Consider the following 22,460-nt stretch of genomic DNA (forward strand, 5'->3'; position numbering starts at 1 on the left):
CATCCGGTGACCACCACGGACCGCCCCGTGACCGCCGCTGCGCTGCGCGCGCTGCACCACGGGCCCCGGCTGCCGCTGGTCCTCCCCGGCCCCTGGGACGCGGCCGCCGCCCGGGCCTTCTCGGACGCCGGTTTCCCGGCGCTCGCCACCCCGAGCGCGGGCATCGCGGCCTCCCTCGGATACGAGGACGGCCGGACGCCGCCCGACGAGATGTTCGCGGCCGTCGCCCGGATCGTACGGTCCGTGGACATCCCGGTCTCGGCCGATGTGGAAGCCGGATACGGGCTGTCCGCAAAGGAGTTGGTGGGGCGCCTCATGGACGCCGGGGCGGTGGGCTGCAACCTGGAGGACACCGACCCTGCCACCGGCGCCCTGCGGGACCCGCAGGAACAGGCGGACTGGCTGGCGCAGGTACGGGCCGAGGCCGGCGAGGCGCTGGTGCTCAACGCCCGGATCGACACCTATCTGCACGGCGTCCAGGACACTGGGGAGGCGGTCCGGCGCGGCCGGCTGTACGCGGCCGCGGGCGCCGACTGCGTCTATCCGATCCTCGCCCCGCCCCCGGAGCTGGCCGCCCTGGCCGCCGGTATCGGCCTCCCCGTCAACGCCATCGTGACCCCGGACGGCCCCACTGCGCGCGAACTCGGCGCCCTCGGCGCGGCCCGGATCACCTTCGGCGGCGGCCTCCAGCGCCGGACGATGGCAACGGTGGCGGAGATGGCGGAGCGACTGCGGGAGGAGCTGGCGGCGGAGGGGTGACGGGCCGCTGCGGCTGACGGGGCCGACGGGGACGCGGGAGGTGACGGGCGGCGGGAGCAGCCGACGGGCTGCGGGGCTGACGACCCGCGGGGGCTCACCCGGCCGGCGCCCCGCCCACGAGCGCCGAGCCCACGAGCGCCGAGCCCGCGAGCGCCGAGCCCGCCGCCCCGCTACCGCTCGTCCGTCCCCGGCACCTTTCCCGTGCTGATGGCGATCCGGTTCCACGTATTGATCGTGAAGATCAGCGCCAGCAGCCGGGCCAGCTCCGCCTCCTCGAAGTGGCGGGCGGCACGCTCGTAGACCTCGTCCGGCACGCCTCCCTGGGCGACCAGCGTCACGGCCTCGGTGAGCGCCAGCGCCGCCCGCTCCTTCGCGGTGAAGAAGTGCGCCGCCTCCTCCCAGACGGCCACCATGTGCAGCCGCTCCGCGCTCTCGCCCGCCTTGTGGGCGTCGGAGGTGTGCATATGGAGGCAGTACGCACACTTGTTGAGCTGCGAGGAGCGGATCTGGACCAGTTCGACCAAGGCGGGGTCCAGGCCCTCACGCGCCGCGGCATCGAAACCGATCAGTGCCTTGAAGGCCTTCGGAGCGGCCTGCGCAAAATTCACCCTGGGCTTGCGGGCCGCCGGGCCGCTGCCCGCTACCGCCGCGTCCTCGCCACGAACCACCACGTCACTGCCATGCGTCTGCTGCGTCTGATACGTCTGCTGCGTCATGCCTTGAATCTAGAAGAGCAGGCGACCGGCTGTAGGGTGCATTTCCATGCCGGAATCATGGGTCAATCTCGCCGAGAGCCTGGGCGTCGATCTGCATCTGGAGCTGACCGGCCCCGGCAGCCGCCGCGCCGTCCTCATCCGGGCGATGCGGGACGCCGTACGGTCCGGCCGCCTGGCCCCCGGCACCCGCCTGCCGCCCTATCGCTCGCTCGCGGCCGACCTCGGCATCGCCCGTAACACCGTCGCCGACGCCTACGCCGAACTGGTCGCCGAGGGCTGGCTCAGCGCCCGCCAGGGCTCCGGCACCCGCGTCGCCCGGTGGCACCACCTCCCGGACGTAGTCCCGGGGAGCGCGGAGCCGCTGACGACCGGCCGCGCCCCGGCCCACCCCTCCCCGACCCACCTTTCCCCTACGAGCCGCCCCGCCCACAACCTCCTCCAGGGACAGCCGGACGCCGCGTCCTTCCCGCGCACCGCCTGGCTGGCCGCCGCCCGCCGCGCGCTGACCGCCGCCCCGCACGACGCCTTCGGCCCCGGCGACCCCCGCGGCCGCCCCGAACTGCGCCGCGCGCTCGCCGATTACCTGGCCCGCACCCGCGGCGTGCGCACCGACCCCGAACGCATCGTGATCTGCTCCGGCTTCGCCCATGCCCTGCGCCTGCTGCTGCCCGCCGTCGTCCCCGGCCCGCTCGCCGTCGAGTCCTACGGTCTCCCCTTCCACCGCCACCTCCTGACCACTGCAGGCATCCCCACCCACCCCCTCGGCCTGGACGAACACGGCGCCGACACCGCACAGTTGGCCCGTCTCGACGGCATGGGCGCGGCCCTCCTGACCCCCGCCCACCAGTTCCCCACCGGCGTACCGCTCCACCCCGACCGCCGGGCGGCCGCCATCAACTGGGCGCGCGCCACCGGCGGGTTCATCCTGGAGGACGACTACGACGGCGAATTCCGCTACGACCGCAAACCGGTCGGCGCCCTCCAGGGCCTCGACCCGGAGCGCGTCCTCCACATCGGCTCGGTCAGCAAGAGCCTGTCCCCCGCGGTGCGCCTGGGCTGGATGGTGCTCCCCGACCGTCTCGTCGACGCCGTACTGGAGGCCAAGGGCGAGCGCGAGGCCTGGGCGGGCGTCACCGACCAGCTCACCCTCGCGGAATTCCTCACCCACGGCGCCTACGACCGGCACATCCGCAGGATGCGCCAGCGCTACCGCAGACGCCGCGACCAGCTGATCGACACGGTGGCCACCCATGCCCCGCACCTCACCGTCACCGGCATCGCCGCGGGCCTGCACGCCGTCCTCCAACTCCCCGACGACGCCGCCGAGTCGGACGAACACACGGCCCTGCGCGCCGCCCGCCGACAGGGCCTGGCCCTCGACGGCCTCTCCGACTACCGCCACCCCGCCGCCACCATGCCGCCCCGGCACGGCCTGGTCATCGGCTACGCCACCCCCACCGACAACGCCTTCCCCGCCGCCCTGGAGGCACTGCGCCGGGCCTTGCCGTAAGGGGGGCCGCAAGCTCCCTCAGCCGACGCCGGAGAGGGCCGCCGAGACGAGCAGGGCAAGCCGGCGCAAGCGTTGGCAGTACCGGACTCCTGCGGAGCCGGGGATCTGAGGGAGGACCCGGTCCAGGTCTTCGATGCGGCTTCGCAGGACGCGCGTGCGCTCCGGGTCGAGGGTGCCGCCGTTGTTCAGCCACGTGAGAACGCAGCCGGCGATCTCCGCGTCGAGCAACACCAGGTCCGTACCCCCGAACTCGACGCCTCGCAGACCGGCGGGGAAGGGGGTTCGAAGGTGTTCGTCCCAAAGGGGCACCGCATTCTGCACCTGCTCGGATAATCTGCTCACTTGCGCCATCTTGCTACAGCCCCACGGCGCACCTGGCGTGCGTTCACGTCGCCGGGCGTCGGAAGCGGATCTGAGTGCACGCGATGTGGGTGACGCCAGGAAGTGGCCGGCTCCTCTTGTGAAGGCCAGAAGTGACCGGCTGCGCTTGTTGGGGCGTGGCGCTCCTGGCCGCGGGGGCCCGTCCTCGGGATCGGGCGTGGGGCGGATACCGACAGAAGGAGTGCCACGCATGATCCTCCCGAAAGTCCGGGACCCTCGCTTCATCACGATCCGCCGCGGCGGGACTCTCACCGATGCGGATCACCATCTCCTCGCCCTGTGGGCGGCATCCTGCGCGGAGCACGTCCTCGGCCTCTTCGAGTCGGTTCAGCCTCAGGACCCACGGCCGCGCCAAGCGATCGAGCATGCCCGCGCCTGGGTGCGTGGCGAGGTCAAGATGATGCAGACCCGCGCGGCGGGAGGTCATGCCATGGGCGCGGCCCGGGACCTGCGCGGCGCAGCACGGCATGCCGCGTACGCCGCCGGTCAGGCCGCGGTCGTCGCACATGTCGCCGCGCACGAGCTCGGTGCGGCCGCCTATGCGATCAAGGCCGTACGCGCTGCCGCGCCGAAAGGCGGGGGCGAAGCCGCGGGGCGCGTCGAGTGCCAGTGGCAGCGCGACCAGCTCCCGGAGGAGATCCGCGCACTCGTGCTGGACGACCAGCGGTTGCGGAACGACATCTGCTGGTCGGTGTTCGACTGCTGAGCGCGCGGCGGTTCCGGGGGGAGGGCCGTCGTTCGCTCTGAACCGCTCGGCCCCCGGCTCGAAGGCGAGCCGGGGGCCGAGGGTCGGGGGCCGAGGGTCCGGGGCCCGGGGCGACGTCCTCCCGGACTACCGGTTGGCGAACTTCCGGCTGATGTCGTTGAAGACGCGCTCCGCCTCCGGGCCGAGGTGCGGGCCGGCCAGCCAGGTGTGGTTGCTGGAGCTGATCGAGGTGTTGGACACCAGCGTCAGCTTGCCGCCGTGGTTGACGAACCAGCCGCCGCCGGAGGTGCCGCCGGTCATGTTGCAGCCGATGCGGTTCATGGCGGGCGTGCCCTCCTGCATGACGAGGCGGCCGGGGCGGCCGGGGCAGTTCATCATGCGCGCACCGTCGAACGGCGGGGCTGCCGGATAGCCGAAGGCGTCCAGCGAGGCGATGCGGTCGGCGGAAGGGGTGTCGAAGGCGACCCGGGCGGCGGTTCCCACGGTCTCCTGGAGCGACTTGCCGCCGCCGTTCTCCGGCTTCACATGCAGCACCGCGAAGTCATAGGCGGAGCCGCCGTTGCCGGTGTGCTGGCTGCCCATGTTGATCCACTCACCGGACGTGGTGATCCAGTCGGCCCAGAACCGGCCGTACGGGGTGACCTGCTGGGGCGGGGCGCCGCTGACCTGGTTCATCGCCGCGCCGTTGTCGTTGTAGGACGGCACGAAGACGATGTTGCGCATCCAGCCGCCCTGCTTGCCGGAGTGCACGCAGTGGCCCGCGGTCCACACCAGGTTGGACTTGCCGGGGTGCGCGGGGTCCTCGACGATCGTGCCGGAGCAGACCATCGGGCCTTTCGGGCTGTCGAAGAAGATCTTTCCGACCGGTGCCATGTGCTGGTGGTACGGGCGGGCGACCTGCTCGGCGGTGACCGGCCGCGGCTCGGGGTCCGTGGCGTCGAACTCGCTGCCCGTACCGGTGGCCTTCACCCCGATCTCGGGCGAGTTCTTCGCCTTGGCCAGCCGGTCCGTCTTCCAGTGGTCCTTGATGACCGGGTTGGCGAAATCCGAGGCCTTACGGGCCCACTTGTCCCAGTTCTGCCAGCCGCCGTCCTTCCACTTCTTCAGATCGTCCAGGCTGGTCGGCATGTCCTTGGGGATCTGGAGCCCGCCGCCCCCCTGTCCCTTCTGGTCGGCGGCGCCCGAAGCGGCGGCCTTGTCATCACCGGGGCCGCAGGCGGTGACGGTGCCCGTGAGCAGCGCGACCAGTGCCGCGGCCGCGGCGGTGGAGCGGCGGATGGATGGCATGGAACAAGTCCCCCTGATAAGCGGCGGCGCCGGCGAGCAGCGCGCCGTAATTGTCATGTCCCTCATCGGGCTGCGCTCTACTATGCCGTGGCACCAGGACGGCCGGGCAGCCAGGTCCGGCGCCCCCGACGGACGACAGGACAGGACGTACGCGATGCCACTCTCGTCGGCCCCGGGCGTCCGGACGGACCGGCTCGCGCTCCGCCGGTTCACCCCGGACGACGCGGAGTTGCTGGTCGCACTGCACGGCGACCCCGAGGTCATGCACTTCATCGACACCGGACGGCCGGTACCGCGGCAGGAGGTCCTGGAAGGCACCCTGCCCGACTTCCTCCAGGAGCCCGGTCACGCCCCCGGAGCCCCGCTTGCCGGATCGCTTGCCGGACCGTTTGCCGGCCCGCCTGCCGGACTCGGGGTCTGGGCTGCGGAGGTGTCGGCCACCGGGGAGTTCATCGGCTGGTTCACCCTCCGGCCGACCGCCTCGGGACCGGCCGACGAGGCCGAGCTCGGCTACCGGCTGTGCCGGGCCGCCTGGGGCGCGGGGTATGCGACGGAGGGCGCACGGGCACTGATCGGCCTGGCCTTCGCCGGGCCGGGTGCGTCGAGCAGGCCGGCTGCGTCGGGTGAGCCGGGTGCCTCGGATGCGCCGGGCGGGCCGGGTGCGTCGGGCGGGCCGGGTGCGTCCACCCCGGGCGTACGGCGCATCATGGCGACGACCATGACCGTCAACCACAGATCACGGCGCGTCATGGAGAAGTCCGGACTCCGCTACGTCCGGACATTCTTCGAGGAGTGGCCGGACTACATCGAGGGCGCGGAGCACGGCGACGTGGAGTACGCGGTGACCCGCGAGGAGTGGACGGCGGCCCGTTGGTTCCGTCAGCCACGATGGTGCGTATCGAGCAGGGCCGAGCGGGGGAATCAGGCATGGAACGGAGCACGGAGCCAGGGATGAGACACCGGCAGTCGCTGGGCCGGGAGTTCGGATGGTTGTGGGCGGCGTTCGCCGCCAGCGCCGCCGGAACCTGGCTCTCGCTCGACGCGTTCCCGCTGATCGCCGTCCTGGTGCTGCACAGCGGTACGGCACAGGTGTCCGTGCTGTCCGCGGCGGGACTGGCGGCGGGTGCGTTGATCGCTATGCCGCTGGGGCCGTGGGTGGAGTTCCGTCGTAAGCGGCCGGTCATGGTGGGCATGGACCTGCTCCGGTTCATGGCCTTGCTGACCGTGCCCGCCGCGTACGCGCTCGGCGGGCTGACCTTCGCCCAGCTCGTCGTCGTATCGGTGATCGTCGCGGCCGCCAACATCGTGTTCACCGCCGCGAGCGGCGCGTATCTGAAGGCCCTGGTGCGGCCCGACGACCTGTTGGTGGCCAACGGCAGGTTCGAAACCACGACATGGACGGCGACCGCGCTCGGGCCGCCCCTGGGAGGCGTCGCCATCGGGGCGTTCGGGCCGCTGACGACGGTGATCGCGAACGCGGTCAGTTTCCTGCTCTCCGCACTCGGGATCCGGGCGATCGGCGGCCGGGAGGCGCCGCCGCCGGACCGCCCCGCGCAGCGCTTCACCCCGGCCGACGTCGTCGAGGGCTGGCGCTACATCCTGGGCCACCCCCACCTGCGGCCGCTGTTCTTCAACACCGGCCTGGTGAACGCGCTGATCATGGCGACCATGCCGCTGCTGACCGTGCTCCTCCTGCACGATCTGCGCTTTGCGCCGTGGCAGTACGGCCTGGCCTTCGGTGTGTCGTGCATCGGCGGTCTCGTCGGCTCGCGGCTCGTCCGGCCCTTGGTCACGAGGTTCGGACAGCACCGGGTGCTGGTCACCGCCGGCACCCTGCGGGCGTGCTGGTCCCTGGGGCTGGGATTCATCGGCCCCGGCCCCTGGGGACTCGCGGTCCTCATCGTCGTAGAGTTCGGCCTGATCCTGTGCATGGGGGTCTTCACCCCGGTGTTCGCCACCTACCGGCTCGCCCACACCGCCACCGACCGCGTGACCCGGACCCTGTCGGCGTGGTCCATCACGAGCAGCACCACCACCGCGGCCATGACGGCATGCTGGGGGCTGCTCGCCGGCCTCACCGGCACCCGCACCGCCATCATCCTCGCCGGCGCGCTCCTCCTGGCCACTCCCCTCCTGCTGCCCCGCCGCGCACCCGCGCCGCAGGCCGCCCCCCGGGAGCCCGTCGGAGAGGGGGCGTGATCAGCGCGGCGGTTGGTCGGCGCGTGATCAGTGCGGCCGGTGGTATGCGCGGGCTTCGGCGGCGGACTTCAGGTTGCGCAGCCATGCTTCCAGCCCCTCGCGCAGGATCTTGGTAGCGGCAGGAACGTCCGCTTCGACCTGGGCGCCGGTGTGGGTCTCCTCGGTGCTCACGCGGACACCCCCCTTGACCTGGGTGAAGTTCCATACGTGGACACCGTCGATGCGCAACCCCTCGCCGATCGCGGGGCCGGTCCAGCGCAGGCACGCATGGCGCTCGATCTGCCGGACGGTCGAGGTGATCTCCAAGCTGGTAGCGGGAGTTGAGGGGTTGGGAGGCACCGGGGTCGTCCACCGGAATGCCGAACCCTTACGGAAGGGACCGTGGTCGAGGCGTTCCACGGTCGTGACCGGAGCCTGCCAGGACGGCCAGCGCTCCACGTCGGTCTGCAGCTTCCAGACGGTGCGCAGCGGGGCGTGAATCACGGTCTCGGTCCGGTGGCGGACGCGAGCGTGGGGGTCGACACCCTTCCCCTGGCAGGTGAGGGACGTGCCGGGGTGGGGCGGGTGAGAGGTGTGGGAGGTGTGGGAGCCGGCCGCGCCCGCGGGTACGGCAGCGGTTCCCAGGAGGCCGAGGGTCAGGGTGAGCGGGACGGCGTACAGGGCAGCGCGAAAGCCGGTGCTGCGGAAGCCGGACATGGAGTTCCCCTCTGTCGGTCGGGTCTGTCGGTCGGGTCTGTCGGTCGGGTCTGTCGGTCGGCGCGCGAGCGCTGCCTGTCGGGCGGATCGCGCGGCCGCACCTCCCTCCACGCAGCCGTCCGCCCACCCACCCCAACTACAACCTCACGCCTTCGTTAATACATATAACGTAACGCGGAGCAGCAGGTCAATAAGTTGCGTGATACCTTCTAACCAAGTCTTGAAGATGTAGCCAGATGGATGAGGACGGTGTCAGGCCATGGCGACGACGGGCGCGAGCACCCCGCGGGAGCGCTACCGGGCCCAGGTGCGGGCGGAGATCACGGAACGCGCCTGGGAACAGATCGCCACGGCGGGGGCGTCCGCGCTCTCCCTCAACGCGATCGCCAAGCAGATGGGCATGAGCGGACCGGCGCTCTACCGCTACTTCGCCAGCCGCGACGACCTGATCACCGAACTCGTCCGGGAGGCGTACCGAAGCCTCGCCGAAGCCCTCCGCACGGCCTCCGCCGACGGCGCCGACCTGGCCGGGCTGGCGCACGCCCTGCGCGACTGGGCCCTGGCGGACCCGCAGCGGTACTTCCTCGTCTACGGCACCCCCATCCCCGGCTACCACGCGCCCGAGGACACCACCGCCATCTCCTCCGAGATCATGACGACCCTGGTCGACGCGTGCGCGGCGCTCGCCCCGGACAGCGCCACGACGCCCTTCGGCACCTACCTGGAGGACCACCGGGACTGGGCCGCCGGCCACCCCGCTCCACCCGAAGCCCTCCACCGGTTCCTGACCTTCTGGACCCGCCTGCACGGCGTCCTGTCACTGGAACTCGCCGGCCACTTCACCGGCATGAACCTCGACCCCGCCCTGCTCTTCGCGGCCGAACTGGACGACCTGCTGGCACCCCGGCCCTGAGGCCGCAGGCGGGCGCCGCAGCGCAGGCGGCGCGGGCGGCGCGGGCGGCGCGGCGCAGGCGGCCCGGCGCGGCGCAGCGGGACACCCCTGACCGCGTACCCGGCCGGCCACAACGTTGGTCGCCTCGTCGCGCCAGGGCGAGATTCACCGAATCGACTTGACCCTCACGTTGCGTGAGGCTGGAGAGTCAGGCGCATGAGCGACTACTACAACGCGTTCGAGATGAGTCCCGTGCCCGCCCCCGGCCCGGATGCGGTTCCGCCGGAGCCGTGCCGCGGCATCTACGGAATGCCCGCGTTCGTGACGATCCCCACGAGCGACCTGGCGGCGTCGATGGACTTCTGGACCCGTGGGCTCGGGTTCTTCGAGCTGTTCAGCATTCCCGGCACGCTCGTGCATCTGCGCCGGTGGGCGTTCCAGGACGTACTCCTCGTCACGGCCGAGAGCGTCCCGGAGCAGGCGCCGGCGATGAGCTGCAGTTTCGCGTGCGTGCTCAGCCAGATCGATTCCCTTGTGGAGTCCTGTCGTGCGGTGCTCCCGAACTCGGTCGACGGTCCACGGGACACCCCCTGGAACACCCGTGATGTGGAGGTGATCACCCCCGAGAACGCACGGATCGTTTTCACCGCGGCGAAGCCCTTTGATCCGTCCAGCCAGGAAGCGCGGAACCTTGAAGCCATCGGGATCACCCCACCAGGCGTCGATCACGGCGACACTGAGACACATGCCTGATGCCACTGACGCCGACGGCCTGACCGTCGGTCAGGTCTCCACACGTCTGGGCGTGACCGTCCGCGCGCTGCACCACTGGGACGAGATCGGTCTGGCACGACCGTCGCTGCGCACGGCTGCCGGATACCGGCTCTACACCGCCGGCGATCTGGAACGCCTGCACCGCATCGTCGTCTACCGCGAGATCGGTCTCGGCCTGGACAGGATTCGGGCCGTCCTGGACGACTCGACCACGGACGTGCCCGGTGCGCTGCGCGCGCAGCGCGCCCAGGTCGCGGAGCGGATCGACCGCCTCCAGCAGCTCAGCGCCGGACTGGACCGGATGATCGACGCCCACGAGCACGGCCTGCTGCTGACCATCGAGCAGCAGGCCGCGGTCTTCGGCCCCCGGTGGAACCCGGACTGGCCCGCCCAAGCCCGTCAGCGCTACGGAGACACGACGCAATGGCGGCAGTACGCCGAACGCTCAGCCTCTCGCGGCCCGGAGGAATGGCAGACCGTCGCCGACGCCGCTGCCGGCCTCGACCGCGCCCTCGCGGACGCGATGGCCGCCGGCGTCACACCTGGCAGCCCGGAAGCGAATCAACTCGTCGAGCGGCACCGCGAAGTCTTTGCTTCGTACTTCCCCCTCACCCGCCAGATGCAGGTCTGCCTCGGCCGCAGGTATGAGGCCGACCCGGCATTCGCCGCCCACTACGACGGCATCCGCGCCGGCCTTGCCACGTGGCTCCGTCGCATCATCGACGCCTGCGCACGCGCCCACGGCATCGACCCCGACACCGCGACCTGGCAGTAGAGCGCGGGCCGAACGCCCGCATCCGACCTCATGACCGGGTATGCCTAGACGGTGTCGTGCGCGTACCAGCGGAGCTCGATGGTGTTGCCGTCCGGGTCGCTGACGTACAGGGACTGGCCCTCGCCACGGGCGCCGAAGCGCGGCCCGGGGCCGTCGACCACGGTGAACTCGCCCGAGTCGATGACCTCCTGCCAGTCGACGGGCTCGACGACCAGGCAGAGGTGGTCGACGTTGGAGCCCTCGCGGGGCCCCTGGGCGAGGTCGATGATGGTCGTCGGGCTCACCCGCACGGAGGGGAAGGACACCTCGCCCGCGCGCCAGGCGTCGACGCGGACCGGCTCCAGGCCGAGCAGGCCGCAGTAGAAGGCGAGCGAGCGCTCGACGTCGGAGACGTTCAGAACGAGGTGGTCGAAGGCGGTGACGCGCATGGAAGCTCCTCTGGGGGCGCCCGGCAGGGGCGGAGTGCCGTCGGGTGGTTGCATGAGGAACGTATAGGGCGGATCAGGGAGTTGGGATCGGCCGTTGGACCTGGTCCCAGCCCTGGTCCTGGTCCCTCGGCCCTGGTCCCTCGGTCCTGGTTCTCCGGTCCTGGGTCGCCGGCCCTGGCCCCCCGTCCGCGGGCCCTCCGCTCCGGCCTGATCCTGGCCTAATCCTCCTCGCGCAGCACCAGGCCGAGCAGCCCCGGGAAGCGGGCGTCGAACTCCTCGCGGCGCAGGCGGTTGAGGCGCTTGGGTCCCTGGTCGCGCTGTTCCACCAGGCCCGCGGCGCGCAGTACGCCGAAGTGGTGGCTCAGCGCGGCCTTTCCGACCTCCACGCGGAAGCTGCCGCAGCTGTGCGACCAGTCGGCGGAGCCGGCCAACTCGCGGACGAGCTGAAGCCGTACGGGGTCGGCGAGGGCGGCGAGGGCGGTCTCGACGGGGACGTCCTCGGGGTGGATGTGCACCGGCTCGGCGCGGTGGCTGCTGCGGCCCGTCATTCCTCGGTCTCCTCGACTTCCTGGATCTCCTCGGCCCCTGCCCCCTGCTCCCCGGGCCGCTGGACCTGAACCTGCCCCGACTCCCGGGCTCCCTCTTGCAGAGTGTTCGATCCAGATCATACAGTCGGAGTGTTCGCATCCCATTGAACACTCGACGAGAGGGGCGTGTGCAGTCATGCGTGCGGTGGAGTTCCAGGAGTACGGCGGTCCCGAGGTCCTGAGGGTCGTGGAGGCCGACGTTCCCGAGCCGGGGCCCGGGCAGGTGAGCATCGATGTCGCCTACACCGGGGTGAACTTCGCCGATCTCAAGGCCCGCGCCGAGGGGTACCGCGTTCCGTCCCTGCCCTTCCGGCCGGGCCTGGAAGTCTCCGGGCGCATTCGCGCGGTCGGCACGGAGGTCGACGGGCTCCGACCGGGGCAGGAGGTCGCTGCGCTCACGGACGGCGGCGCGTATGCGGAGGCCGCGCTCGCCGCCGCGGCGAGCGTGTTCCCGCTGCCGCAGGGGGTGAGCCTGCGCACCGCGGCCACCTTGCCGACGGTGCTGCCCACCGCGCATGCCCTGGTGCACGAGGTGGGGCGGCTGCGGGCCGGCGAGACCGTGCTGGTGCAGGGCGCGGCGGGCGGGATCGGCACGGTGGCAGGGCAGCTGGCGAAGGCGGCCGGTGCGGGTGCCGTCTACGGCGTCGTCTCGGAGGCGTCGAAGGCGGAGCATGCGCGCGCCCACGGCTACGACGAGGTGTTCGTCGGCCCGGACTTCGACGAGGAGGTGCGGCGTGCCACCGGCGGACGGGGCGTCGATCTCGCCCTGGATCCCGTGGGCGGTGACACCTTCCGGCGCAGCCTGGACGCGCTTGCCGTCTTCGGCCGCCTGGTGTCGTTCGGCAATGCGAGTTCCGCCGAGCCGTGGCAGGTGGGCCAGGCCGAGCTGTCCCCCCGGGGGCGCTCGGTCGCCGGGTTCTCCATCCTGTCGCTGGCCCAGACGGCGCCGGAGGCGCTGCGCGCACTGGCCGGGCGGGCCTTCCGTACGGTCGCCGAAGGGGACGTGGAACTCCCCGTGTCGGCGGAGTTCCCACTCGCCGATGCTGCCGGGGCGCACCGGCTCCTCGGCAGCCGCAAGAGCACCGGGAAGCTGCTGCTGCGGGTGGAGTGACACGGGAGGGGGAGCCCCCCGGAGGGGGAGGCACCGGAGGGGCGAGCAGGGCAGGCCTCTCCTACCGCCGCGCCGGTCTGGGGTCCCGGTATGCGGAGGGGTGGGGTCTGCCGGCTGCTCCGTAGCGGTATTCCTGGAGCTGTTCCGCTGTCGGATACCACTGTTTGTCGCAACGGCAGCACCACCAGCGCCAGTTGTCCCAGTCGGTGTCGGTGTGGGTGGTGTCCTTCCACAGCACGTCGTCACAGTCGGGCGTGGGGCAGGTCGGCGGCAGCGGCATGGCGGGGCCTTTCGTCGGTGGCGGCTGCCCAGCCTTCTGCGCCCGCCGCCGCGCCGCGCCGCGCTTCGCCGCTCGCCACCCGAACGGGTAAGGAGCAAGGCCCCCGCGGCACCCGAACGGGTAAGGCCCCGCGGCAACCGAACAAGCAAGGCCCGCCCCGCAACGCGCTCGCGGGCAGTCGCACATCCTGTGCGACTGCCCGCGAGATCCCTGCGTGCCTTGCGGCGGCTACTTCTTCTTGGGCAGCCACTTCTTCCAGACGTCCGGGTGCTTGCCCACCCAGCGCTTGGCCGCCTCGTCGGCGGACAGGCCGCCCGAGGCGATCGACTCGGAGACCTCGTTCTGGTCGTCCTTGGTCCACTTGAAGTTCTTCAGGAAGGCCGCGGCGCTGCCGCCCTTCTTGGCGAACTCGGTGTTGAAGAACTTCTGGAGCGGGGTGGTCGGATAGGCGCAGTCGATGGACTTGGGGTCCTTGGCGCCCTTGGCCGCACAGGCGTCGGTGTACTTGGGCAGCTTGACCTCTTCCATCGGCACCTGGTTGAAGAGCCACTGCGGCTCGTACCAGTACGTCAGGAAGGGCTTCTTCTCCTTGGCGAACTGCTGGATCTGGGTGATCTGCGCTGCCTCGGAGCCCGCGAAGACGACCTCGTAATTCAACTTGAGGTTCTTCACCAGCGCCTTGTCATTGGTGACATAGGACGGCGAACCGTCCATCAGCTGGCCCTTGTTGCCGCTCTCCGACGTACGGAGCTGCTTGGCGAACTTGTTGAGGTTCTTCCAGCTCTTGACCTCGGGGTGCTTGTCGGCCCAGTACTTGGGGACGAACCAGCCGATGTGGCCGGTGACGCCGTTGCCGCCGCCCGCGGTGATCGTCTTCTTGTCCTTGACGTACCGCTTCTCCTGGTCCGGGTGGCCCCAGTCCTCCAGGATCGCGTCGACCCGGCCCTGGCTGAGGGCGTCCCAGGCGGGGATCTCGTCCACCTGGACGGTGTCGACGTGGTAGCCCATCTCGTGTTCGAGCAGGTACTTGGCGACCGCGACATTGGACTGGGCGCCGACCCAGGTCTGCACCGAGAGGGTGACCGACTTGGAGCCCTTGGCCGCCGCGAACGGCGACGTCTGCTTGGTCATGTCGGCCTTGCCGCAGGAGGACAAGGAGAGGGAGAGGACCGCCGCGCCGGCCAGCGCGGCCGCCCCGATGGTCATGGTGCGCTTACGGGACATGGTCAGGCTCCCTTCCCCGCCGTACGGCGTTCCGTGGGCTGGGTGACCCGGTCGAGCATCAGGCCCAGGCACACGATGGCCACACCCGCGACCAGGCCGAGGCCCAGGTCTCCGGTGGCGAGGCCGGTGACGACGTCGTAGCCGAGGGCACCGCCGCCGACCAGGCCGCCGATGATGACGACGGCGAGGACCATGACGACGCCCTGGTTGACGGCCAGCAGCAGCGAGGGCCGGGCCAGCGGCAGCTGGACCTGGCGGAGCATCTGCCAGCGGGTGGCGCCCAGCGACTGGGCGGACTCCATGGCGGCGGGGTCCACCTGGCGCAGGCCCTGGGTGGTGATGCGGATGACGGCCGGGAGCGCGTAGACCACGGCAGCCGCGGCGGCCGGGGCGCGGCCCACGGCGAAGAGCGCGACGACCGGGATCAGGTACACGAACTGCGGCATGGTCTGCATGACGTCCAGGACCGGGCGCAGGATCGCTTCGAAGCGCTTGCTGCCCGCCGCCAGGACGCCGATGCCGAAGCCCAGCACCAGCGTCACCGCCAGGGCGGCGATGACCTGGGAGAGGGTGTTCATCGACGGCTTCCACACACCCAGGACACCGATGGCGGCCATCGCGAGGACGGCGGTCAGGGCGGTGCGCCAGGTGCCGATGAGCCAGGCCAGCGCGGCGACGATGAGCAGCGTGGCGTACCAGGGCAGCGCGGTCAGGCCGTCCCGCAGCGGGTTGAGCACCCAGTCGGTGAAGTGCGCGGCCCAGTCGGCGGTGCCGCCGACGACGGGGACGCCGGAGTAGAGGTGGTCGACCATCCACTCCTTGAAGTCGTTGACGGGGCGGGCCAGGTCAACGGCCCAGGCGTCCGGCCAGACCAGGGAGCCGGACACCCGGCCGACGAGGGCGAGGACGGCGGTGACCACCGCGACGCCCACCCAGGCCAGCCGGCCGCGCAGCCACTTCGGGCCGGCGGCGGCGGTGTCGGCACCGAGGCGTTCACCGGCCGCGGCCGTGGTGCGGTCCATGACGATGGCCAGCAGCACGATCGGGATGGCGGCGGAGAGCGCGGCACCGACGTCGACCGAGGCGAGCGCCTGGTAGACGCGGTCACCGAGACCGGCGGCGCCGATCATCGAGGCGATGACGACCATGCCCAGCGCCATCATGATCGTCTGGTTGACGCCGAGGAGGAGTTCCTTGCGGGCCAGCGGCAGGCGGGCGGTCAGCAGCCGCTGGCGTCCGGTGGCGCCGAGCGAGGAGACCGCCTCCAGGACGCCGGCGTCGGCGCCGCGCAGGCCGAGCGCGGTCAGCCGGGCCATCGGCGGAGCCGCGTAGATGACGGTGGCCAGCAGCGCGGCGGGGACGCCGATGCCGAAGACCAGCACGACGGGGAGGAGGTAGGCGAAGGCAGGCAGGACCTGCATGGTGTCCAGGACCGGGCGGAGGATCCGGAACAGGCGCTCGGAGAGGCCGGCCGCCAGGCCCAGCAGGGCGCCGACCGCGACCGAGACGGCGACCGCCACGACCATCAGCGCGAACGTCTGCATGGTGGGGACCCACATGCCGAGCAGGCCGCTGACCAGGAAGGAGACCAGCGCGGTGACGGCGATACGCAGGCCGGCCACCCGCCAGGCGAGCAGCGTGACGCCGGCTGTGACGCCGGTCCAGCCGAGCGCGAGCAGCAGCAGGTAGACGCCGCGCACGGAGATCACCACGGCGTTGCTGAGGTGACCGAGGAAGTAGACGAACAGCCAGTGGCTGTCGCGGTTGTCGATGATCCAGTCGCTGGTCTTGCCGAGCGGGCCGGAGACGTCGACGGTCAGCGACGACGGCCAGGCGGCGCCGTACTTGGCCTGCAGCAGCGGGACGGCGACCGCCGCGATGAGCACGAGCAGCAGGAGCTTGCTCACGGCGCGCATCTGCAGCACGGCCCGCAGGGGGCCGGGCCGTACGGCGTCGCTCAGCGGGCGCGTCGCGATGGGAGGCGTGGAAGTGCTCATGCTCGCCCCCGCTTCACGGTGCCGGTGGGCATGTTCAGGGCGGCGCAGCGCTGGGCCTCACGCCAGTGGCGCAGCAGACCGGCGCGCAGCCGGGCCCGCGGCGTGGCCGCGGGAGCTCTGGAACCGACCGCGCGCACGACGCCGCGGTGGGTGGTGGCGGCGTACATCAGGCGGCCACCTCATCCGTCCGGGTGCCCTCGTCGAGGCGGGCGACCACGTTCAGCAGGCAGGCGTGGTCGACGATGCCCAGGCAGCGGCCGCCGTCGACGACGCGGGCGGCGCCGCCGGAGCGGGCGACGGCCTCGATGGCGTCGGAGATGAGGGTGTCGGGGGCCAGCGCCGGGCCCTCGTCGGCCTCGCCGTCCTCGGCGGGGCGCATCGCGCGGCGCACCGTCAGCACCTGCTCGCGCGGGACGTCGCGGACGAAGTCGCGGACGTAGTCGTCGGCCGGGGAGCCGACGATCTCCTCGGGGGTGCCGAGCTGGACGATCTCGCCGTCGCGCATCAGGGCGATCCGGTCGCCCAGGCGCAGCGCCTCGCTCAGGTCGTGGGTGATGAAGACCATCGTCCGGCCCTCCTCGCGGTGCAGGCGGATGACCTCTTCCTGCATGTCGCGGCGGATGAGCGGGTCGAGCGCGCTGAAGGGCTCGTCGAAGAGCAGGACCTCGGGGTCGACGGCGAGCGCGCGGGCCAGGCCGACGCGCTGCTGCTGGCCGCCGGAGAGCTGGCCGGGGCGGCGCTTCTCCATCCCGGCCAGGCCGACCTTGTCGACCATCTCGTTGGCCTTCTCGCGGCGCTCCGACTTGCCCATGCCCTGGATCTCCAGGCCGTAGGCGACGTTGTCGACGACGGTGCGGTGCGGCAGCAGGCCGAAGTGCTGGAAGACCATGGCGGCGCGGCGGCGGCGCAGTTCGCGCAGCGCGGTGCGGTCCATGGCGCGCACGTCCTCGCCGTCCATCTCCAGCACGCCGCTGGTCGGCTCGATCAGCCGGGTCAGGCACCGCACCAGGGTGGACTTGCCGGAGCCGGACAGGCCCATGACGACGAAGACCTCGCCCTTGTGGACGTCGAAGGAGACATCGCGGACGGCGGCCACACAGCCGGTCTTGTCCCGCAGTTCCTGGACGTTCAGCTTGGCGACCGAGGTGTCCTCGGGTATGCGCTCGGCTTTGGGGCCGAAGACCTTCCAGAGGTTGCGGACGGAGAAGACGACCTCACGGCCGTCCGCGTCGGAGGCGGACTCGGGGGTGCGGGCGTTGGGTATCTCGGATGCGCCGGCGGCGGTGGTAGCCATCACGCATCACCTCCTTGAGTCGGGGCCTTGCGGAGCAGTTCGGCGCACTTCTCCCCCACCATGAGCACGCCCAGCATCGGGTTGACGGCGGGCATGGTCGGGAACACGGAGGCGTCGGCGATACGGATGCCGGCCAGCCCGCGGATCTTCAGCTCGGGGTCGACCACGGCCAGGCGGTCGTCGGCGGCGCCCATCTTGCAGGTGCCGGCCGGGTGGTAGACGGTGTGGGCCGCCTTGCGCACCAGCTCGCTGATCTCCGCGTCATCGGTGACCTCGGGGCCGGGGAAGACCTCGCGCTTGAGCCACTTCTTGAACGGCTCGGCCTGGGCGACCTTGCGGGCCAGCTTGATGCCGTCGACGAGGGTCTGACCGTCGTAGTCACCCTCGTCCTCGAAGTACTTGAAGTCGAGGGCGGGCTTGACCTCGGGGTCGGCGGAGGTGAGGTAGAGCCGGCCGCGGGAGCGGGACTTGGGGATGTTCGGCGTCATCGACACGCCGTGCTCGGGGCGCTCGTAGCCCAGTCGCTCGGGGTTGTCGGTGAACGGGATTTGGTAGAAGTGGAACATCAGGTCGGGGCCCTTGTGCTCCGGGTCCCGCTTGACGAACAGGCCCGCGTCGGAGTCCATCGCGGAGTTGCCGGGGATGGGTCCGTTCGTCTCCCAGACGATCACCGACTCGGGGTGGTCGATGAGGTTCTCGCCGACGCCCGGCAGGTCGAGCACGCAGGGCAGCCCCAGCGCTTCCAGGTCCCTGCGCGGCCCGATGCCCGAGTGCATCAGCAGCCGCGGGGTGTCGACGGCGCCGGCGCACACCAGCACCTCGCGGGCGGCCTCGACGTAGACCTCCTCGCCGTCCTTCGTGCGGACGTGGACACCCTTGGCGGTGGTGCCGTCCAGCTCCAGCTTGTGCGCCCAGGTCTCCAGCATCAGCGTGAGGTTGGGGCGGTCGCCGGCCTCGATGTGCGGGTGGAGGTAGGCGACGGACGCGGAGGAGCGCTTGTTGTTCTCCGGGTGGTAGGAGAGGTCGAAGAAGCCGACGCCCTCCTCGAAGGGCCGGTCGTTGAAGCCGACGACCTCGGGGACGCCGAGGGCCGTCTTGGTGGCCTCGATCCAGTCGCTGGCGATCTCGTTCTGGTCCTTCTTGGCCACCCGCACGATGTTGTTGCGCAGCTTGCCGAAGTAGGGGTCCATCTGCGCGGCGTTCCAGCCGGTGGCGCCCGCCTCTTCCCACTCGTCCCAGTCGGACGGCAGCGGCTTGAAGGAGATCAGCGTGTTGTGCGAGGAGCACCCGCCGAGGACCTTGGCGCGGCTGTGCAGGATGTGCGAGTTGCCGCGCGGCTGCTCGGTGGTCGTGTACTCGTAGTCCAGGTCACCGCCGAGCAGGCCGAGCCACTTGCGCAGCGTCAGGACGTCCTCACGGTCGATGTCGGTCGGACCGCCCTCGATGACGGCGACGGTGACATCCGGGTCCTCGGTGAGGCGGGAGGCGATGACGGAACCGGCGGTGCCGCCGCCGACAACGACATAGTCATACACAGGCATTGGGGGTGCTCCTTCTTACAACGTGCGTGGTGCGGGTGGTGCTGTGACAGGGGCGGGTGTCAGCCCGCGAACCAGCGCACCGGCTCCGGCCGGAGGTTTTCGTAAATGTGCTTGCTCTCGCGGTACTCGTCCAGACCTGCGGGGCCCAATTCCCTGCCTATGCCGGACTTGCCGAAGCCGCCCCACTCCGCCTGCGGGAGGTAGGGGTGGTAGTCGTTGATCCAGATCGTGCCGTGCCGCAGCCGCGCCGCGACCCGGCGGGCGCGCGCGGTGTCGCCGGAGAACACCGCGCCGGCCAGGCCGTACTCGGTGTCGTTGGCGAGCGCCACGGCCTCGTCCTCGGTGGTGAAGGTCTCGACCGTCAGGATCGGCCCGAAGGTCTCCTCGCGGATCACCTTCATCTCGCGGTGGCAGCCGTCGAGCACGGTCGGCGCGTAGAAGTAGCCGGTGGCCGGGCGGACGTCGGACGGCTCGGGACGGGCGCCGCCGCAGCGCAGCTGGGCACCCTCGGCGAGCGCGGAGGCGACGTACGCCTCGACCTTGTCGAGCTGCTGCTGGGAGACGACCGGGCCGCACTCGACGCCGTCCGCGGTGCCCCGGCCGAGCTTGATCTTCTCGGCGCGGCGGGCGAGCTCGGCGACGAAGCGGTCGCGCACCGACTCCTCGATGATCAGCCGGGCACCGGCCGAGCAGACCTGGCCGCTGTGGATGAAGGCGGCGTTCAGCGCCTGGTCGACGGCGGTGTCGAAACCCTCCTCGGTGGCGCAGGCATCGGCGAACACCACATTGGGGTTCTTGCCGCCCAGCTCCAGCGCGATCTTCTTGGCGCCGGAGACCGCCGCCGCGCCCGCCTTCGTCCCGCTGACCAGGCCGCCGGTGAAGGAGAAGAGGTCGACGTCCGGGTGCTCGGCCAGCCGCTGGCCGACCGGCAGGCCGGCGCCGGTGACGATGTTGGCGACCCCGGCCGGCAGCCCGGCCTCGACCAGCAGCTTGATCAGGTGCACGGTCGACAGCGGGGTGACCTCGCTGGGCTTGATCACAAAAGTGTTGCCGGCCGCGAGGGCCGGCGCGATCTTCCAACTTGCCTGCAGCAGCGGGTAGTTCCACGGCGTGATGAGCGCGCAGACACCGACCGGCTCGTGCACGACGATGCTGTGCACATCGGGCGATCCGGCGTCGACGACCCGGCCGCCGCTCTCGTTCATCACCAGGTCGGCGAAGTAACGGAAGGCGTTGGTGACGTCGTCGACGTCGACCCGGCCCTCCTCCAGCGTCTTGCCGGTGTCCCGGCTCTCGATGAGGGCGATCTCCTCACGGTCGCGCTGGAGCAGGTCGGCGACCCGGCGCAGCAGCGCGGAGCGGTCCGCGACGGCCGTACGGGGCCAGGCACCCGCGCCGTTGTCGAAGGCCCGGCGGGCGGCCTCGACCGCGGCGTCGGCGTCCTTCGCACCACCCTCGGAGACCAGCTGGAGCGTCGTCGCGTCGGCGGGGTCGAGGACCTCCCGCGTTTCGCCGGATGCGGCCGCGAGCCACACCCCGTCTACGTGAATGGTCTCGATTGACGACACGTCGTTCTGCCTTCCGGTTACCGTTCTTGTTCCCACTGGTGCAACCACTGGCGTCACCAGCAACGGGGACCCCTCCCCTGAAGCCGCGTATCTATGCCCACAGCTTCATGGAAAGTGATTCGACTCACTGAATGTGCGGCGGGATGTCCCGGAACGTACCCTGAATAGCCGTATGTACCTGGCGGACTGTTCCCTCGGGACCGGAGGTACCGAGATGACCAGCAGACGGCGTGCCGCCTCTGTCACCGCGGCGCTGACCTGCGGAGTGACCCTGCTAGCCGGGATCACCTGCACCACGGCCGCGGCGGCGGCGGACACCTCGGACGGCGGCGAAGGCGATCTCGCGAACAAATCGGCCCAGCAGATCGCCGATGACGCCCTCCAGCAACTGGTCGGCGCGCAATCCCTGCGGTTGCGGACCCGGACCAGTGCTGATCCCACCAAACTCGACCTCACCCTCGACCGCGCCGGTAACTGCACCGGCGCCATCAGTAAGGGCGAGTACGGCAGCGTCGAACTGATCAAACGCGGAGACCAGGTCTGGATGAAACCGGACGCGGCCTTCTGGAAGGGCCAGTTGCCCGGCAAATCGGGCCAGGAAGCCGCGACAAAGTACGAGAACACGTTCCTGCACGGCACGACGAAGGACGCGTTCCTGCACAACCTGGCCGCCGCCTGCGACCTCAAGGCGTTCCAGAAATCGGCTTCGACCCCCGGAAAGCCCTCGTCCAGCAGCAGCGGCACCCCCTCACACGCCCCCGCGGTCTCCCTCACCAAGGGCACGCCGACCACCGAGGAGGGCACCCGCGTCCTGCCCATCGTCAAGAAGGCCAAGGGCGCCGTGCAGACCCTCTACGTGGCCATCGACGGCACCCACTACCCCCGCAAACTCACCGCCGAGCTCGACCACCGCACCGGCGTCATCCAGCTCAGCGACTACAACACCCCCGTCTCCACCAAGACCCCCGCCCCCGGCGACACGGCCGACATCTCCGTACTGGAGAAGCGGCTGAAGGATGCGCAGGGGGCGTGACCCGTTCCTCCTCCCCTGCTGTCGCGCGTGCGGTACGTAACCGTTCGTACATACGTATCGTTGAACTGTGCGGCTGCCCGCGCCCGCGCGGCAGCGGGGAGGAGCGGCACGGTGACCATCGAACTGACCGACAGGACCGAGATGGCCGAGAGCAGCGAGCTGGACGACATGTTCGAGCGCGTGGAGCAGATGCACATCCCCGAGGGTTACAAGGCTGAGATCGTCGAGGGGACCATCTACATGGCGCCGCAGCGGGGCACGCACTGGGAGACCATCGCTGACATCTACGAACAGCTCCGCACGCGGTATCCGAGGAAGCGCGTACTGTCCGACGTGCGCATCGACTTTCCCGGCCATCTGAACGGGTTTGCCTCAGACCTGGTGGCACTTGCCGAAGAGGCCACCAAGAACGACAAGAACCAACCGCGTTACCAGGACATCGAATTCGTCGCCGAGGTCATCTCCGCGAGCACCGGCAAGAACGACTACGGCCCGAAGAAGACGGCCTATGCGCTCGCCGAGGTCCCGGTATACCTGATCGCCGACCCCTACCTCGGCCGGTGCCGCGTGTTCACCGACCCGCAGGACGGCGACTACAAGGTCGACATCACCGTCGCCTACGGCATGCCCATCGACCTGACGCACACAGTCGTCGGCATCACTCTCTCCACCGCCGAGTTCCCCCGCGACTGAGGTCGCACC

Annotated in this window: 24 protein-coding genes; 11 read left to right on the forward strand and 13 right to left on the reverse strand. The window is 70.9% G+C overall.

The window, feature by feature from the left end; genetic code table 11:
* The first annotated feature begins 27 nt into the window (after positions 1 to 27).
* Positions 28 to 759 (forward strand): isocitrate lyase/PEP mutase family protein, encoded by a 732-nt coding sequence (locus D9V36_RS17265; protein ID WP_206739834.1) that lies wholly within the window; start codon positions 28 to 30, stop codon positions 757 to 759.
* A 170-nt stretch (positions 760 to 929) separates the two neighbouring features.
* On the opposite strand, the gene D9V36_RS17270 is transcribed toward D9V36_RS17265, so the two are convergent.
* On the reverse strand, positions 930 to 1,475 hold the full coding sequence (locus tag D9V36_RS17270; protein WP_129294570.1) for a carboxymuconolactone decarboxylase family protein: 546 nt from the start codon (positions 1,473 to 1,475) through the stop codon (positions 930 to 932).
* Between the two features lie 46 nt (positions 1,476 to 1,521).
* Here D9V36_RS17270 and D9V36_RS17275 point away from each other — a divergent pair, with 46 nt between their 5' ends.
* Positions 1,522 to 2,985 carry a PLP-dependent aminotransferase family protein gene (locus D9V36_RS17275; RefSeq protein ID WP_129294571.1) on the forward strand — a complete coding sequence of 488 codons (1,464 nt, stop codon included), beginning with the start codon at positions 1,522 to 1,524 and terminating at the stop codon, positions 2,983 to 2,985.
* Between the two features lie 18 nt (positions 2,986 to 3,003).
* On the opposite strand, the gene D9V36_RS17280 is transcribed toward D9V36_RS17275, so the two are convergent.
* Positions 3,004 to 3,327, reverse strand: coding sequence for a hypothetical protein (locus D9V36_RS17280; protein WP_241720903.1), 324 nt, complete (start codon positions 3,325 to 3,327; stop codon positions 3,004 to 3,006).
* A gap of 229 nt (positions 3,328 to 3,556) precedes the next feature.
* On the opposite strand from D9V36_RS17280, the gene D9V36_RS17285 reads away from it, so the two are divergent.
* Positions 3,557 to 4,072, forward strand: coding sequence for a putative immunity protein (locus D9V36_RS17285; protein ID WP_129294573.1), 516 nt, complete (start codon positions 3,557 to 3,559; stop codon positions 4,070 to 4,072).
* A 126-nt stretch (positions 4,073 to 4,198) separates the two neighbouring features.
* On the opposite strand, the gene D9V36_RS17290 is transcribed toward D9V36_RS17285, so the two are convergent.
* Positions 4,199 to 5,359 carry a trypsin-like serine peptidase gene (locus tag D9V36_RS17290; protein WP_129294574.1) on the reverse strand — a complete coding sequence of 387 codons (1,161 nt, stop codon included), beginning with the start codon at positions 5,357 to 5,359 and terminating at the stop codon, positions 4,199 to 4,201.
* 154 nt (positions 5,360 to 5,513) lie between these two features.
* On the opposite strand from D9V36_RS17290, the gene D9V36_RS17295 reads away from it, so the two are divergent.
* Together D9V36_RS17295 and D9V36_RS17300 are read left to right on the forward strand one after the other, a co-directional pair.
* Positions 5,514 to 6,314: a GNAT family N-acetyltransferase gene (locus D9V36_RS17295; protein ID WP_129294575.1), complete on the forward strand. Its 801-nt coding sequence runs from the start codon at positions 5,514 to 5,516 to the stop codon at positions 6,312 to 6,314.
* On the forward strand, positions 6,311 to 7,558 hold the full coding sequence (locus tag D9V36_RS17300; protein ID WP_129294576.1) for an MFS transporter: 1,248 nt from the start codon (positions 6,311 to 6,313) through the stop codon (positions 7,556 to 7,558). Before D9V36_RS17295 ends, D9V36_RS17300 begins: the two co-directional genes overlap by 4 nt.
* A gap of 27 nt (positions 7,559 to 7,585) precedes the next feature.
* Here the strand turns inward: D9V36_RS17300 and D9V36_RS17305 are convergent, their stop codons facing one another.
* Positions 7,586 to 8,254 carry an SRPBCC family protein gene (locus D9V36_RS17305; protein ID WP_129294577.1) on the reverse strand — a complete coding sequence of 223 codons (669 nt, stop codon included), beginning with the start codon at positions 8,252 to 8,254 and terminating at the stop codon, positions 7,586 to 7,588.
* Between the two features lie 259 nt (positions 8,255 to 8,513).
* Between D9V36_RS17305 and D9V36_RS17310 the strand changes: the two genes are divergently transcribed.
* From D9V36_RS17310 to D9V36_RS17320, 3 genes are all read left to right on the forward strand, one after another.
* Entirely contained in the window at positions 8,514 to 9,167 is a 654-nt protein-coding gene (locus tag D9V36_RS17310; RefSeq protein WP_129294578.1) for a TetR/AcrR family transcriptional regulator, read from the forward strand.
* A 195-nt stretch (positions 9,168 to 9,362) separates the two neighbouring features.
* On the forward strand, positions 9,363 to 9,899 hold the full coding sequence (locus D9V36_RS17315) for a VOC family protein (RefSeq protein WP_129294579.1): 537 nt from the start codon (positions 9,363 to 9,365) through the stop codon (positions 9,897 to 9,899).
* Positions 9,892 to 10,695: a MerR family transcriptional regulator gene (locus D9V36_RS17320; RefSeq protein WP_129294580.1), complete on the forward strand. Its 804-nt coding sequence runs from the start codon at positions 9,892 to 9,894 to the stop codon at positions 10,693 to 10,695. The genes D9V36_RS17315 and D9V36_RS17320 overlap by 8 nt, the downstream gene beginning before the upstream one ends.
* Before the next feature lie 44 nt (positions 10,696 to 10,739).
* Here D9V36_RS17320 and D9V36_RS17325 read toward each other — a convergent pair whose 3' ends face one another.
* Together D9V36_RS17325 and D9V36_RS17330 are read right to left on the reverse strand one after the other, a co-directional pair.
* Positions 10,740 to 11,123: a VOC family protein gene (locus tag D9V36_RS17325; protein WP_129294581.1), complete on the reverse strand. Its 384-nt coding sequence runs from the start codon at positions 11,121 to 11,123 to the stop codon at positions 10,740 to 10,742.
* 218 nt (positions 11,124 to 11,341) lie between these two features.
* Positions 11,342 to 11,671 (reverse strand): ArsR/SmtB family transcription factor, encoded by a 330-nt coding sequence (locus tag D9V36_RS17330; protein ID WP_129294582.1) that lies wholly within the window; start codon positions 11,669 to 11,671, stop codon positions 11,342 to 11,344.
* Positions 11,672 to 11,846: 175 nt separating this feature from the next.
* Here D9V36_RS17330 and D9V36_RS17335 point away from each other — a divergent pair, with 175 nt between their 5' ends.
* Positions 11,847 to 12,821: a quinone oxidoreductase family protein gene (locus D9V36_RS17335; RefSeq protein WP_129294583.1), complete on the forward strand. Its 975-nt coding sequence runs from the start codon at positions 11,847 to 11,849 to the stop codon at positions 12,819 to 12,821.
* Between the two features lie 61 nt (positions 12,822 to 12,882).
* On the opposite strand, the gene D9V36_RS17340 is transcribed toward D9V36_RS17335, so the two are convergent.
* The 7 genes from D9V36_RS17340 to D9V36_RS17365 form a co-directional block, all read right to left on the reverse strand.
* Positions 12,883 to 13,101, reverse strand: a complete 219-nt coding sequence (locus D9V36_RS17340) for a hypothetical protein (protein ID WP_129294584.1) — start codon at positions 13,099 to 13,101, stop codon at positions 12,883 to 12,885.
* A gap of 228 nt (positions 13,102 to 13,329) precedes the next feature.
* Positions 13,330 to 14,325 (reverse strand): ABC transporter substrate-binding protein, encoded by a 996-nt coding sequence (locus D9V36_RS17345; protein WP_129294585.1) that lies wholly within the window; start codon positions 14,323 to 14,325, stop codon positions 13,330 to 13,332.
* Positions 14,326 to 14,327: 2 nt separating this feature from the next.
* Positions 14,328 to 16,322, reverse strand: coding sequence for an ABC transporter permease (locus D9V36_RS17350; protein WP_129294586.1), 1,995 nt, complete (start codon positions 16,320 to 16,322; stop codon positions 14,328 to 14,330).
* Positions 16,319 to 16,489 (reverse strand): hypothetical protein, encoded by a 171-nt coding sequence (locus D9V36_RS40940; RefSeq protein WP_164992964.1) that lies wholly within the window; start codon positions 16,487 to 16,489, stop codon positions 16,319 to 16,321. The genes D9V36_RS17350 and D9V36_RS40940 overlap by 4 nt, the downstream gene beginning before the upstream one ends.
* Entirely contained in the window at positions 16,489 to 17,616 is a 1,128-nt protein-coding gene (locus D9V36_RS17355) for a quaternary amine ABC transporter ATP-binding protein (RefSeq protein WP_129294587.1), read from the reverse strand. Before D9V36_RS17355 ends, D9V36_RS40940 begins: the two co-directional genes overlap by 1 nt.
* Positions 17,616 to 19,157 (reverse strand): GMC family oxidoreductase, encoded by a 1,542-nt coding sequence (locus D9V36_RS17360; RefSeq protein WP_129294588.1) that lies wholly within the window; start codon positions 19,155 to 19,157, stop codon positions 17,616 to 17,618. Before D9V36_RS17360 ends, D9V36_RS17355 begins: the two co-directional genes overlap by 1 nt.
* A gap of 59 nt (positions 19,158 to 19,216) precedes the next feature.
* A complete protein-coding gene (locus D9V36_RS17365; protein ID WP_129294589.1) occupies positions 19,217 to 20,725 on the reverse strand; it encodes an aldehyde dehydrogenase family protein in 1,509 nt (502 codons plus the stop codon).
* A 214-nt stretch (positions 20,726 to 20,939) separates the two neighbouring features.
* On the opposite strand from D9V36_RS17365, the gene D9V36_RS17370 reads away from it, so the two are divergent.
* Positions 20,940 to 21,758 carry a hypothetical protein gene (locus D9V36_RS17370; protein ID WP_129294590.1) on the forward strand — a complete coding sequence of 273 codons (819 nt, stop codon included), beginning with the start codon at positions 20,940 to 20,942 and terminating at the stop codon, positions 21,756 to 21,758.
* Positions 21,759 to 21,899: 141 nt separating this feature from the next.
* Positions 21,900 to 22,451, forward strand: a complete 552-nt coding sequence (locus tag D9V36_RS17375) for a Uma2 family endonuclease (protein WP_129298482.1) — start codon at positions 21,900 to 21,902, stop codon at positions 22,449 to 22,451.
* Positions 22,452 to 22,460 lie beyond the last annotated feature (9 nt).

Source organism: Streptomyces lydicus (assembly GCF_004125265.1).
Taxonomy (GTDB): domain Bacteria; phylum Actinomycetota; class Actinomycetes; order Streptomycetales; family Streptomycetaceae; genus Streptomyces; species Streptomyces lydicus_C.